The following is a 13,807-nucleotide window of genomic DNA, read 5'->3' on the forward strand; positions in this document are numbered from 1 at the left end:
ATGCCGGTACACCCCATCTTTATGTTTGCCCTGATAGCTTTTTTTAGTCATTCGGCAATGAGCGCTCAATACCAGCGTCCCTCGCAACCACTGCAACAGATCGTAGAACAAAGTAAAAAAGTGAGCACTCGCTTATCGGACAATAAACAGTGGCTGGCAATACTGACGCCTGAGTCATATATCGATATCCAAAGCTTAGCCAGAAAAGAGCTGAAGTTAGCGGGTCTGCGACTGTCACCAGAGCAGTTGCTCCCAAGCCGAATAAAATATAGGTACAGGCAGCTCGAACTGGTCAACCTGGAAGATGACTCAGACAAACCTGACACCATTACTCCACCTGCAGGTATGAGTATCGCTAAGGTGCAGTTTTCCCCCGATAGCCGTTTTCTCAGTTACATCGGCATATCAAACCATGGTGCCGACCTCTATCTCTACGAGATAGCTACCCGAAAAAGCCGTAAACTGAACAAGGTACGCCTCAATGCCAGTATGGGGCTGAAATATCAATGGCTACATAATAGTCGGGGCCTGGCAACCAACATTGCCATTGATAGTAAACACTCACCTGCTATAGCTGAGCTTCAAGGTCCTAACATCAGTGTCACACAGGGAAGAAAGGCACCGAGACGCACTTATCAGGATCTGTTGAAAAACGCCCGGGATGAAGCACAGTTCAGCCAACTGACCACCAGTCAGCTCACCATTATCGGTCTGGACGGCAAGCTCACAGCGGTGGGAGAACCTGCTATTAACATCGGCTTCAGCCTCTCTCCCGACGACAAGTATATGCTGGTTAAACGCATCACGCCCCCCTTCTCCCATATGGTAAAGTATCGCGATTTTGCCCAGTCGGTAGAGATCTTTCATCGCTCGGGCGAAAAGCTTATGACGCTGGCCGAACTCGAGAGTGGCGAATTTCGGCCATCAGGCAGTGACTCGGTCAGGAAGGGGCCAAGATATATCCACTGGCGCAGCGGTAAACCCAATACGCTGGCCTTTGTCGAGGCACTCGATGGAGGAGACAGCAACAAAAAAGCCCAATACCGGGATAGACTCAGACAGCTGGCGGCCCCATTTAACCTTGCCCCACAAACATTGGTAAAAACCCCCTGGCGAATAGCCGATATTCAGTGGGGAGAGGAGCAGCTGGCACTCATCACTGAGCGACACTCAGCCAAAAAACAGATGAGAGTCAGCTTTCTCGACACAGAATCTGTATCAGACAGCCCCGCTTCAGAAGAGTCTGTAAACGGCCAGAGCAAAGCAATGCAGCTGTGGTACCAAAAAGCACTCAGAGACAGCTACAAGGATCCCGGTCGCCTCTATCAACACCCGCACCCTGCAGGGCTTGGAGATATTTTCGCCGTCGATAATCGGCGCGTATTTCACTATGGACTCGGCGCCTCGGCTCAAGGATATCAACCCTTTCTCAGCGCCACGGCTATTCCTGCCATCGGTGATGTTCCGGTTAAAGAGAATGTAAGCACCAGGGCTGACGGCCCGGTGATACAGGTAAAATCAGCTATCGATGCAGCCAGCTCTGCGACACTGTGGCAATCAGCCAGTGACAAGCTGGAGAGTGTTCGCTACCTGCTCAGTCGTCAGCCACTGCGGTTAATTATCAACAGGCAATCGATCGATACACCACCTCACTTAGTCCTGCTCGACGTACAAACCGGTACGGAGCGTATACTACAGCAAAAACCAAGCGAGCTGCCCGCATTCAGAGGCATCAGTCGGCAACTTGTGACCTACACCCGTGAAGATGGCCTGCCGCTGTCGGGTAATTTATACCTGCCATCGGGGTATAAGCCGGAAGATGGCCCGCTGCCGGTCCTGATGTGGGCCTACCCCAGGGAATACAAGAATGCCGAGGTGGCCGCTCAGCTCAACTACTCTCCCAACCAATACAGCTACATCAGCGCCAAGGGGCCGGTCCCCTTCGTTGCCAACGGGTTTGCGGTATTCGATCGGGTCGCCATGCCTATCGTAGGAGAGGGAAAAGAGAAGCCAAACGATAGCTTCCGCAGCCAACTCATCGCCAATGCCAACGCGGCAATCGATACCTTAGTGGAGATGGGGGTGGCAGACAGAGATAAGATAGCCATTGGCGGTCACTCCTATGGGGCTTTCATGGTTGCTAACCTGTTGGCTCACTCGGATCTGTTTGCCGCAGGCATAGCCAGAAGCGGGGCCTACAACCGCACCCTGACCCCATTTGGTTTTCAAAACGAGAAACGTAACTTCTGGGAGGCTCCCAGCCTGTATCAGCAGATCTCCCCCTTCACTCATGCCGATAAGATTGATGAGCCACTGCTATTGATGCATGGCGAAATGGATGCCAACTCGGGTACTTACCCCATGCAATCGGCCAGGCTCTTTAAGGCGATAAGAGGCCTGGGAGGCAATGCCAGATTGGTGACCTTCCCCTTCGAGAGTCACAGCTATCAGGCCAAAGAGTCTCTGATGCACATGCTGTGGGAGCAGGAAAACTGGTTAGAGCAGCATCTGGGGAATAGCACGAACAATAAAGGTGAGACAACCTTAGGCACCAGCGCCTCATTTCATTGAACATCAGCATAGGAGATAGATATGCGTGCTTTTACAGCCGGTTTAGCGCTCTGGGGATTGAGTTGCAGCCTGTTAACGACTCAGGCAACAGCCACAACGGCCGTCATCGAAGATAAACACCTGCCCAGGAATATCATCTATCTGATCGGTGATGGTATGGGGCCAGCCTATACTTCGGCTTACCGTTATTATTCAGACAACCCAAATACGAAGCACGTCGAAAAGACCGTATTCGATGAGCTACTCACGGGAATGGCAAGCACCTATCCCGATGATGATACCTATGTCACCGACTCGGCTGCCGCCGCCACCGCACTGGCCACAGGCACCAAGAGTTATAACGGAGCCATCTCCGTCGATCACCAACATCAAACTCTGCCCACGTTACTGGAGATGGCCAAACGCGGAGGGAAGAAAACGGCAATCGTGGTGACATCGCAGATAAATCACGCGACTCCGGCAAGCTTTCTGGCTCACAACGAGAGCCGGAGCAATTATGACGCCATCGCCGACAGCTACCTTACCAACTTATTCAATGGCCGCCCCTTTGCCGACCTGATGCTGGGGGGGGGCACTAAATATTTTGTTCGAAAGGAGAGAGATCTCACCAAAGAATTCGAGGCGCTCGGTTATCAGTATATCGATAAGCTCAGTGAGCTTGATAGTATTAAGGCACTCCCCGCGCTGGGCTTACTGGCACCATCGGGACTACCGGCCGCATTAGGCAGTGATGACCCTCTCAGGCTAACCACCATGACCGATAAGGCTTTGAAGCTGCTATCGGCTCAAGCCGATCCATTTGTGATGATGGTTGAAGGCAGCCAGATAGATTGGTGCGGTCACAGCAATGATATTGTCTGCGCCATGACAGAGATGCACGATTTCGCTAACACCCTTAAAAGCGTGAAACGCTATATAGACAAACATCCCGACACCCTGTTAATCGCGACTGCCGATCATTCAACCGGCGGCCTAACCTTAGGCAGAGAGGGCACATATCAGTGGAAGGGAAAACAGTTACGGATGATCACAGAGCTGCCCCGGGATATCGCAGCCAGACTCATAGCATCACCACAACCCCTTGAGAAACCAGAAAAATTCGCCACATTTTGGGCAGAACATATCGGATTCTCACTGTCGAGTGAGGAGCAAGCCAAACTCAGAGAGCAGATCTTGGCTAAGCTGCAACAGGACAAGCCCCGGGATGGAGTAGAGACACTGCTGAAAGCGACGATAGATGCCCTGAGCTACACGGGGTGGACGACCTCGGGTCACGATGCTATCGACGTGCAGATTTTTGCCTACGGTAAGGGGAGTCACTACTTCACCGGTCATATGGATAATACGGAGATAGCGGCAATCCTTATAAAGATGATCAATGCTAAACCCGTCGACAATACCCCACTGCTTATCGAACCCAGGATTTAGTCCCCCTTAAGCGTCGGGCTCTGATAACGAACTTTGAGCCCGACAGCTTCTCAGCCCCCGGTTATCCCAGCAGAATTTAAGCCTTAAGGGGTTGAAAAAGTCACCCGCCAGGCAAAATCTTTTAATTTCCGTCGCCTGAGATGCTATTATCGGCAGCAGTCGGCTAAGTAGCCACCAAAATGAAGAGATGACACCATGAGCAAAAGCCCGAAAGATGCAAGCCAGATGACTCCGGAAGCCCGCTACGACTATTTTATCGAGCAAGCTAAAGAGCATAAAACCCTCTGGACACTACAAGACAACGATGGTTGTGTCATGTTAACCACCGAAGAGGAAGATTGCATTCCTATGTGGCCTAGTGAAGAAACAGCCAAACTCTGGGCTGTCGACGACTGGAAAGATTGTACTCCCCTCTCAATCCCAGTGGCTGAGTGGCTCGAGCGTTGGGTACCGGGCATGCAGGATGATGATCTGTTTGTCGCCGTCTTCCCGGTACAGGAAGACCTCGGAGTCGTGCTCGAACCCTACGAAGTCGAACAGAGGCTGACACCAAAACAACGTCACTAAGGAGATGCAAGTTGGAAAAGCAAGCCGTCGAGTCTACGAATTCAGAAAAGCCCGTAACTCAAAGGGATAGAGAAATAAGAGCACAGGATATTACTGCTGCAGAGAGTAAGGTCGCGGCAACAAAGGTGAAACCTAAGTTACCCAAACGACTCGCGGCCCTATGTGCCCTGCTCGCCATCGCCTCGATAAGCGGCATCGTCGCCAAACAGGGCGTACTCTTCTGCATTCTCACCCTGTTGATGGTGGTGGCTGTTCTTGGACGGCAAAGAACGGCTATGTACATGCTGCAGGGCTACACCCTAATCCAACTTCTCCTGGTCAGTATGTTGCCTGTGATCCTGTACGATCCCGGTAACCTGGTTGTCGGTAACCCGTCGACCTTTCAAATCGGTGAGTTACAGGGGAAGCTCCCCGACTACATCATCTTCGCTCTGCTGATCCTATTATCTATGTTACAGGTATGGATAGCCTTCACCCCGAAGGTCAAAGCCTACTTTAACACTAAGGTAAATATGAACATTATGAGTTAATACCAACCAGTATACGGTAAGCATTAAAAAGCCAGTTGCATTAACAACTGGCTTTTTAATCATTCAGCAGCGGCGGGATGCTCCCGCAAACTCACTTATACCGAGAAGCTGGCTCCACAACCACAGGTCGTAGTCGCGTTAGGGTTCTTAACGAAGAAGCGAGAACCTTCCAACCCAGAGGTGTAATCCACCTCGCCACCCACAAGATACTGCAGGCTCATAGGGTCAACGACTAACTGAACACCTTGTTTTTCAACGGTGAAATCGCCTTCATTAACTTTTTCGTCGAAGGTAAAGCCATACTGAAAACCAGAACAACCACCACCGGTCACATATACGCGTAGCTTTAACGCATCATTTTCCTCTTCTTCAAGCAAGGTTTTTACCTTAGAAGCGGCCGCATCGGTAAATTGAATCGGCATTGCATCTTCAGCTTGTTCAGTCGTTTGTTCAGTCATGAGTACCTCTTACATCTGTTTGCTGAGCGGGATTATCCGATACCTGACCAATTTGTTCAAGTAATATGCGCACCCGATCTGATTTCTGTGATAAAACCGCACTCAGGTCGGCTAAATCCCTTATTTTATTTGTGGTTTTTACTGTACCGCTTCGCTGCTCGATATAGGATCATCTGCGGCAGGTTTCATCTCAACCTTACTCTCATCATTAAGCTCATCTTCAATACTCTCCCCGCCCGATGGCTCTGAAGCTCCATCGAGGAGTTCAGATGCTTTTGAGGCGGGGGCTGGCGTTAACAGATCGGCGGCGGCAAACTCAATTTCGGCCTGAGATCCTTTGGTCCAACGGCTGGAAGGCACTATGACCTTAGTCTTAACATGAGACAGTTCAAATCCTTCAGGCAGCACAAACTCCCCCTCTAAGATCTGAAAATATCGGAACTTAAAGTTGAGCTGAAGATCGGCAAGCTTAGTCAGGTCTAACTCCATGGCCTCACCTGCTTGCACCCCGACAAGCTTGATCTCGGCCCTGCCTTTCAGCGACTGTTTGCGCTTTTGTAGCTGAGTCAAAATCAGCTTAACCCGATATTGCCTCGGCAACAGTCCGGGCGTTAACTCGAGCCCGTTAATAGAGACGCCTTCGGCGTTATTTTCCGGTGCCATGATACTGCGGTAGAAGGAGAGTTCCCGCTCCAGCTCACGCTGCTTCTTATGCTGCTCGGTAAACAGCTGTTGCATCTTGTCATTTGCTTCACGCTCCAGAGTCAACTCCAGATTCTTCGATGCCATGACTTGAGCCTGATTTTTCAATTGTTTAACCAATGCATCAGTCTGTTCTGTGTTATTCTCTATCACAGGCTGATTATGTTCTGACCAGAGATCGTAACTCACTCCCCCTAAGGTGAAAGCGACTAACATCAAAAGGCATAGATATACGCTTGATGGCCTGATCGATCTCTCTATCACTTGAATGCGATCGACCCAACGATGATAATTTGCCATTAACTAACAACCTCTTCTCTTTTTGTTTGAATAGTTTCTTATATTTTAACCCTGACTCATTTCGGCAATGAGCAACTCAATATACAGAAGGTTCAGGTGCGACACAGATTAAAGAAGACACAAACCCGCTGGCTGAGATACCAGAGAACAGAACTAAAAGATACGCTCTCCCAAGCTAAGATCAGTCTGCAACTCTCTCTGCTCGCTCTGCTGTTTGCCCTGATGGCCTCGGGGGTGATCTTGCTCTTCAGGCTATTACTCATCTGGATTAACAGTTATACAGAAACCAGTGAGCTGGATTTTACTGAGATCATCGACGACTGGCGAGTGTTATTACCCCTGTTAGGCTCAGTTTTAATCTGGTTAGTCGCACGAATGGGATCTAAACGCTATAAACGGATGGGGATCGCCTATGTTTTGCACAGAATAAAACTGCACCAGGGTAAGTTGCCGCTTCAGTCGGCACCCAGTCAATTCTTTCAGGCTCTGTTTGCCCTGGTCACTAACTTTTCGGTCGGCCGTGAGGGACCGGTGATCCATCTGGGCGCCGTTACCGCCAGTGTGTTAGCTGAGAAGTTCAAGCTGCCGGATAACAGCGTCCGTATCATGTGTGCCAGTGGCATTGCCGCCGGTATCGCCGCCACATTCAACACGCCACTTGCCGCGGTCATATTCGTCTTCGAGGTGATCTTACGCGAATACAAGGTGCACTACTTCTTCCCCATCGTACTCGCCGCCATCTGCGGCGCGGTATCATCCCAGCTCGTGTTCGGTAACATCCACGAATATGAACAGATTGGCATTATACAGATCCCACTATCACAATACCCGATTTTAGCGATATGCGGCGTCATTCTCGGATGTGTTGCGGCGCTGTTTAACTTCTCTCTTCTCGGTGTCACGGCGAAGGGGCAACACTGGCCGCTGTTTTACCGGGTAATGCTGGCCGGGGTGGTCACCACTATCGTCGGTATCTTCCTGCCCGAATCTCTGGGCAGTGGTGAACTGGCCATCGAACAAGCGATTAGCGAGCACCCCAGCATACTGTTTCTGCTCGCCCTGCTGCTGGGTAAGATCATCGCCACCATCGCAGCCATCGGCCTTGGTATACCCGGTGGGATCATCGGCCCGCTCTTTGGTATCGGCGCACTGCTCGGCGCCATATTGGCATTAACCAGCGCCATCATATTCCCCTCTATCGCCTCCTATATCGGTCTCTATACCACCATAGGCATGACCGCAATCATGGGTGTCTGCCTCAGTGCACCACTGGCTGCGTTAGTCGCCCTGCTGGAGATGACGAATAACCCCTCCATCATACTTCCGGCCATGTTTGTCAGCATTCCGGCTTTTCTGGTGGCTCACCAGGGGTTCAAGTCCAAGTCCCTCTTCCTGGAGCAGTTAGAGATCATGGGCCTTGGCTATAAGGTCTCACCTCTGGAACTTGGCTTACAGAAACGCGGTGTCAGGGCCTTGATGGATAAGCGGGTCGTTATCGTAAAGGATGATGACGAGCTGCTACTCGAAGTACTCAAGCGCGCGGCCGGACGTTCAGTTTTGGTCCGGAATAAGCTGGGGCAGATGGAGATGTTGCAACTGGAGATGCAACTCCGCGATCATGAGAGTGCCCTCACCAGACACCCTATCGAAGGGTTGCCGGATACGGCGACCCTTAATGAGGTCTACAGCATCCTCTGCAGGGAGCGGCGCGGTGAGGTATATGTCTATCAGGATAAGACAGATAACATAGTCGGGGTGATAAGCTGGGCCTCTCTACAGCAGGAGATACGGGAGGGGCAGGTGTAGCTGGTCAATCACAAACGCTAAAGGCATTTCTGCCTGATGTCAGGCCGATTTCAAAGAGTGTGAGCGATCGCAACTTACCGGGCTCGTAAGCCGGAGATTTTCGGTTATCATCTCAGCTATGCCAGCAAACGTTCAATACAGAGAGTATACATGAGTAAAATAGTCGTAATTTCAGGCCATCCAAACCTTAAAGAGTCGATGGCGAACTCAAAAATAATCAATATACTCAGTACACTAGATAAGATTCATGTCCGTTGCCTCGATGAGCTATACCCGGATTACAAGATAGATATCCCCACTGAGCAGAGCGCACTGCAGAGCGCCGACCTTATCATTTTTCAATTTCCGCTCTACTGGTCAACCTACCCGGCCATAATGAAGAAATGGTTCGATGATGTATTCACCTATAACTTCGCCTTCGGGCCCGAGGGCGATAAGTTAAAAGGCAAGAAGGTTATCCTCTCTATCACCGCCGGGGCAACGGCCGAATCCTACAACGAGGGCGATTTTAACTTTATGCCTCTGGATAAATACCTGGAATCGGCCCTTCACCCACTCAAGGCGGCGCAGGTGGATCTGGTCGACAATATTGTTACCTTTAATATGAACTCTGACGTCAACGAGGGGGGAAATGTCGATACCGTGAACCGACTCGTCATCGAACACGCCGATAGAGTCAAGGCCGCGATATCGAACACACTCAATGGCTGATTTCAGCTAATTTGCCAGCCGGCAGCAACTGGAGAGGCAAAAGAATCGAGCGGATTTAAGCGTCGCGGGCGTCACCCGCGACGTCAATGGTAAACGGCCCAGATTAACCGGATGTGACCTGAGCGAAACGTTGCGCCTTGTACTGAGGGTTCATCAGGTTCTCTATAGAGAAGATCTCATCGAGTTGCTCAGCTGATAACAGGCCACGCTCCAAGACGACCTCACGAACACTCTTACCGGTTTCGGCACAGATCTTACCTATGATATCTCCCTCATGGTGTCCGATAAACGGATTCAGGTAGGTGATGATACCGATGGAGTTAAGCACAAAATCCTCACACACCTGACGATTGGCGGTGATCCCCTCGATACACTTAGTTTTCAGCGTAACACAGGCATTTTCCAGCAGAGACAATGACTCAAACAGGGATTGACCGATAACCGGCTCCATCACATTCAACTGCAGTTGCCCCGCCTCTGCCGCCATGGTGATTGTGAGATCGTTACCGCACACCTTGAAGGCGACCTGATTCACCACCTCGGGGATAACCGGGTTCACCTTGGCAGGCATGATAGATGAACCGGCCTGCATCTCAGGCAGGTTAATCTCATTCAAGCCGCTGCGTGGCCCGGATGAGAGCAGACGCAGATCGTTACAGATCTTAGATAACTTTACAGCGAAACGCTTCAGCGCACTCGATAGCATCACATAGGCACCACAGTCAGATGTGGCTTCAACCAGATCTTCTGCCGGAGTAAACGGGTGCCCCGTGATCTCGGCAAGCTTAGCAATGGCCAGTTCAGAGTATCCATCGGGTGTATTCAAGCCTGTACCAATCGCCGTGGCCCCCAGGTTTATCTCCAAAAGCAGCTCCTGACAACGCCTGATGCTCTTAATCTCTTCCCGTAGGGTGATACCGAAGGCACGAAACTCCTGACCCAGCGTCATAGGGACAGCGTCCTGTAACTGCGTCCGCCCCATCTTAAGTACATCACTGAACTCTTCAGACTTAGCCAGAAAAGAGTCGATAAGCAGAGTAAGCGCCGACAGCACAGTATTAGTGCGCTCAAACAGGGCAACACGAAAACCCGTAGGGTAGGCATCGTTTGTGCTCTGGCTCTTATTCACATGATCGTTAGGATTAATATGCTGGTACTGCCCCTTCACATGCCCCATCTGCTCCAGAGCAATATTGGCTATCACTTCGTTGGTGTTCATATTCACCGATGTGCCGGCCCCCCCCTGAAACGCATCGATGGGAAACTGATCATAGAAGCGGTCACTGGCTAACAGGGTGTCGCAGGCCCGGATGATGGCTGAGGCAATATCTTGAGAGATGGTGCCTAGCTGGCCATTGGCCATCGCCGCCGCTTTTTTTGTCTTCACCATGCCGCGAACAAACTCGACACAATCACCAATTTTTTCGCTGCTTATCTCGAAGTTTTCCATCGCCCTCAGGGTATGGATCCCGTAATATGCCTCTCCGGGAATTGACTTGCTTCCCAAAAGGTCGGTTTCACAGCGGGTATTTTCGGTGAGATCTGGATACATTACCGTCATTGATTAGTTCTACTTTTTTAATTGCGATAAGAAGGTCTGAAGGTACCGTTTATACATGAGTCATAGCAGGCACTTCAAGGGGGGAAGAGGCAATTTACCGCCTTTTTCAGAATAATAATTTCTATGCCGGATCCGGCATTTCACTTTTACGAGTTTTAGCCAGTCAGAGAGTGGCAAGGCCACAAAGAGGCCCCCCATCTTTTATCAACAAACAGCAAGATGAAACAGGCACCATCTATCTACGAATAAGTATACCTACCCAGCATTGACTTCAGCTTATCTATGCCCTCTCCCTCCATCATACCTATCGGGATCTTAAGGGGCTTGCCTTCGGTAAAGGTAAGAATGTAGGTCTCAGAGCTTGAATCTGAATATGACTTCAGCTCGACCCGTTTCAGCGCAGCAAGTGACGATGTCACAGGTTCCCCCATGATCCGTGTACATACTATCTGACGCTCATCAAAATAGAGCCGATATGTGCGGTTTTGTACCGCAATTATGACACACAGGACAAAGAAGGCCGCGAATGCCAGATGGCCTAAGATACTATTGGGAGGATCGACAAAAGTTTGCGCCAGCAATACCAGAGCGACAACCGAAGCAAACCAGGTGATCCCAGAGGCGAAGATAGACATAGTCACCAGGTGAAACCCTAAGTACCTCTCATCCTGCTCTTTGATATATTTCCGCTCCAGGTAGATTATCAGCACCAGAGCCAGAGGGATTAATATATAGAAAAATTGCACAAGACACTCCTTTAACTTGCAACCCAAGCATGTCGTATCGCATCTATACCCGAGTTAGTTAGCAGACTGAATGCGAAGCTAAAACTTCAGGTACAGTTTAACTCACATGAACGACATGGGGGTGGTTTTCACTGGCGTTTTCGTGAAAGATATCGTCTAAATATGTAGCTAACTCATCCTCTTTCAGGTGAGGAGGGATCACAACATCAAATACCCGGGTTCGCATCCCCGTTCCCGAATCTGTAAACAACAGCCACTGCTCATCCTGACGCAGAACGGACATAGCTCTCCCGAAAACATCAAACTTAATATACATAGCGCAGCTCTCTCCCTCAGCCGGTAAAGCACCTCTCACATCGAGTCACCATCACTCATAGACAGCAACCAACATAGAGCAAATATCACCTAGAGTCACTAACTCGCAGGGATAGTTAATCAAAAAGCTCGGCATCGCTTACATTTACCGTTCTGTCATTTATTCAGCCATTACTGGCACGACAAGAGACCTTAAGTTCAGGCACACACTTCATCCCTCTCTCGTTTGCTATGTATGTATAAAGACGTGAGTTATACTCCCGTTTAGCCTAAAGAGTTATCAATGCCTGACTATGTGATCGATAACATTGAAAATGCTGGGCAAAAGATCACAATAACAGACCAACTTGAAGACAATTTAGATCAGACTGATATACTCTACCTGACTCGCATTCAGGAAGGGCGATTTCCTTCACAAGAAAAATCGAACAAGTATCGCGGTAAGTTCCGTCTTAATCGCAATATTTATACACAGCATTGCAAGTCAAACACTGTGATCATGCATCCGCCAGCTAGAGACTCGCGCAAGCAGGCCAACGAAATGGACAATGACCCTAATCGTCATCCCAAATTGGCCATCTTTAGACAGGCAGATAACGGACTACTGACTCCGCATGGCGCTGTTTGCACTGACACTCGGCGTTGATGCGCAACTCCAGCAGTATGAGTGTCCGGTTAATTGGTATTCACGAAAAGCCGACTTTTAATTTGGCGACTGACTTTAAGGATTAATAATGACCCGTTCCGACACCCTATTTGAACAGGCTAAAAAAACCATCCCAGGTGGTGTTAACTCACCAGTACGTGCATTCAACGGTGTAGGTGGCTCACCACGTTTCATCGAAAAAGCCGATGGTGCATATATCTATGACGCCGACGGTAAAGCATACATCGACTATGTTGGCTCTTGGGGCCCTATGATCTTAGGCCATAACCACCCTAAAATTCGTGAAGCTGTATTGGCTGCGGTCGAGAACGGCCTCTCATTCGGTGCTCCGACAGAACTTGAAGTGACTATGGCTGAGAAGGTCATCGAGATGGTACCTTCAATGGAACAGGTCCGTATGGTGAGCTCTGGTACCGAAGCGACCATGAGTGCGATACGTCTGGCGCGTGGTTTCACCAGCCGTGACAAGATCCTAAAGTTTGAAGGTTGCTACCACGGTCACGCCGACTGTCTTTTAGTTAAAGCAGGTTCCGGAGCGCTGACACTTGGTCAGCCAAGCTCTCCGGGTATCCCTGAAGACTTTGCCAAGCACACGCTGACAGCGACTTACAACAACCTGGAGTCTGTCAAGGCTCTGTTCGAGCAGTACCCGGAAGAGATCTCATGTATCATCCTTGAGCCCGTTGCCGGCAACATGAACTGTATTCCACCGGTTGAGGGCTTCCTTGAAGGCCTGCGCGCCATCTGTGATCAGTACGGTGCACTGCTAATCATCGATGAGGTGATGACAGGTTTCCGCGTATCTAAGAGCGGCGCTCAAGGTCACTATGGCATCACCCCTGATCTGACGACACTGGGTAAAGTAATCGGTGGCGGTATGCCGGTTGGCGCGTTTGGTGGTCGTAAAGATGTGATGCAGTTTATTGCACCAACAGGTCCGGTTTATCAGGCAGGTACACTGTCGGGTAACCCTATCGCCATGTCTGCTGGTCTGGCTCAGATGGACGCACTTTGTGAAGATGGCGTCTATGAAGAGTTAGCGGCTAAGACTAAGCGCATTGCCGAAGGCTTCAAGGCTGCGGCCAATAAGCATGGCATCCCAATGTCTATCAACTATGTTGGCGGCATGTTCGGATTCTTCTTCACCGAAGAGGAGAAGGTCACGACATTCGAACAGGTCACTAAATGTGATGCTGACAAGTTCCCTGAATTCTACCACGGCATGTTAGATGAAGGTGTATACCTTGCGCCGAGCGCCTATGAAGCAGGCTTCCTCTCACTTGCACATGGTGAGAAAGAGCTTGAAGCAACACTAGCAGCAGCTGAGCGAGTATTCGCTAAGATGGCTAAATAAGTATTAATAGCTGACTAACATCCAGCTAGCTGAAACCAAAAGGACGCCATAGGCGTCCTTTTTTATTGCCGCCGCTTTCTGACATTTGAGC

General features: G+C 50.0%; 12 protein-coding genes and 1 pseudogene. 8 read left to right on the forward strand and 5 right to left on the reverse strand.

The window, feature by feature from the left end; translation table 11 throughout:
- From Q1B47_RS17115 to Q1B47_RS17130, 4 genes are all read left to right on the forward strand, one after another.
- The gene (locus tag Q1B47_RS17115) at positions 1-2,571 is read left to right on the forward strand and encodes a prolyl oligopeptidase family serine peptidase (protein ID WP_299796240.1); all 2,571 of its coding nucleotides are present in this window, start codon (positions 1-3) and stop codon (positions 2,569-2,571) included.
- 21 nt (positions 2,572-2,592) lie between these two features.
- On the forward strand, positions 2,593-3,999 hold the full coding sequence (locus Q1B47_RS17120; RefSeq protein ID WP_299796243.1) for an alkaline phosphatase: 1,407 nt from the start codon (positions 2,593-2,595) through the stop codon (positions 3,997-3,999).
- A gap of 195 nt (positions 4,000-4,194) precedes the next feature.
- Complete coding sequence (locus Q1B47_RS17125; RefSeq protein ID WP_299796246.1) at positions 4,195-4,566, forward strand: DUF2750 domain-containing protein; 372 nt, start codon at positions 4,195-4,197, stop codon at positions 4,564-4,566.
- An 89-nt stretch (positions 4,567-4,655) separates the two neighbouring features.
- The gene (locus tag Q1B47_RS17130) at positions 4,656-5,096 is read left to right on the forward strand and encodes a hypothetical protein (RefSeq protein WP_299796518.1); all 441 of its coding nucleotides are present in this window, start codon (positions 4,656-4,658) and stop codon (positions 5,094-5,096) included.
- Positions 5,097-5,191: 95 nt separating this feature from the next.
- Here Q1B47_RS17130 and erpA read toward each other — a convergent pair whose 3' ends face one another.
- Positions 5,192-5,554: an iron-sulfur cluster insertion protein ErpA gene (gene erpA / locus Q1B47_RS17135; protein ID WP_012141442.1), complete on the reverse strand. Its 363-nt coding sequence runs from the start codon at positions 5,552-5,554 to the stop codon at positions 5,192-5,194.
- Positions 5,555-5,692: 138 nt separating this feature from the next.
- The gene (locus Q1B47_RS17140) at positions 5,693-6,556 is read right to left on the reverse strand and encodes a DUF6776 family protein (RefSeq protein ID WP_299796253.1); all 864 of its coding nucleotides are present in this window, start codon (positions 6,554-6,556) and stop codon (positions 5,693-5,695) included.
- 96 nt (positions 6,557-6,652) lie between these two features.
- On the opposite strand from Q1B47_RS17140, the gene Q1B47_RS17145 reads away from it, so the two are divergent.
- Together Q1B47_RS17145 and Q1B47_RS17150 are read left to right on the forward strand one after the other, a co-directional pair.
- Positions 6,653-8,362 carry a chloride channel protein gene (locus tag Q1B47_RS17145; protein ID WP_299796256.1) on the forward strand — a complete coding sequence of 570 codons (1,710 nt, stop codon included), beginning with the start codon at positions 6,653-6,655 and terminating at the stop codon, positions 8,360-8,362.
- 150 nt (positions 8,363-8,512) lie between these two features.
- Positions 8,513-9,073 (forward strand): NAD(P)H-dependent oxidoreductase, encoded by a 561-nt coding sequence (locus Q1B47_RS17150; RefSeq protein ID WP_299796259.1) that lies wholly within the window; start codon positions 8,513-8,515, stop codon positions 9,071-9,073.
- Between the two features lie 103 nt (positions 9,074-9,176).
- Here the strand turns inward: Q1B47_RS17150 and aspA are convergent, their stop codons facing one another.
- From aspA to Q1B47_RS17165, 3 genes are all read right to left on the reverse strand, one after another.
- Complete coding sequence (gene aspA, locus Q1B47_RS17155) at positions 9,177-10,634, reverse strand: aspartate ammonia-lyase (RefSeq protein ID WP_299796262.1); 1,458 nt, start codon at positions 10,632-10,634, stop codon at positions 9,177-9,179.
- A 239-nt stretch (positions 10,635-10,873) separates the two neighbouring features.
- Positions 10,874-11,380, reverse strand: a complete 507-nt coding sequence (locus Q1B47_RS17160; protein WP_299796265.1) for a hypothetical protein — start codon at positions 11,378-11,380, stop codon at positions 10,874-10,876.
- A gap of 97 nt (positions 11,381-11,477) precedes the next feature.
- On the reverse strand, positions 11,478-11,663 hold the full coding sequence (locus tag Q1B47_RS17165) for a hypothetical protein (RefSeq protein WP_299796268.1): 186 nt from the start codon (positions 11,661-11,663) through the stop codon (positions 11,478-11,480).
- A 190-nt stretch (positions 11,664-11,853) separates the two neighbouring features.
- Between Q1B47_RS17165 and Q1B47_RS17170 the strand changes: the two are divergent.
- A pseudogene (locus Q1B47_RS17170) lies at positions 11,854-12,402 on the forward strand (aspartate carbamoyltransferase); the annotation flags it as partial.
- A 27-nt stretch (positions 12,403-12,429) separates the two neighbouring features.
- Positions 12,430-13,716 carry a glutamate-1-semialdehyde 2,1-aminomutase gene (gene hemL, locus Q1B47_RS17175; RefSeq protein ID WP_299796269.1) on the forward strand — a complete coding sequence of 429 codons (1,287 nt, stop codon included), beginning with the start codon at positions 12,430-12,432 and terminating at the stop codon, positions 13,714-13,716.
- Positions 13,717-13,807 lie beyond the last annotated feature (91 nt).

Source organism: uncultured Shewanella sp., from assembly GCF_947501225.1.
In the GTDB taxonomy this organism is placed as follows: Bacteria; Pseudomonadota; Gammaproteobacteria; order Enterobacterales; family Shewanellaceae; genus Shewanella.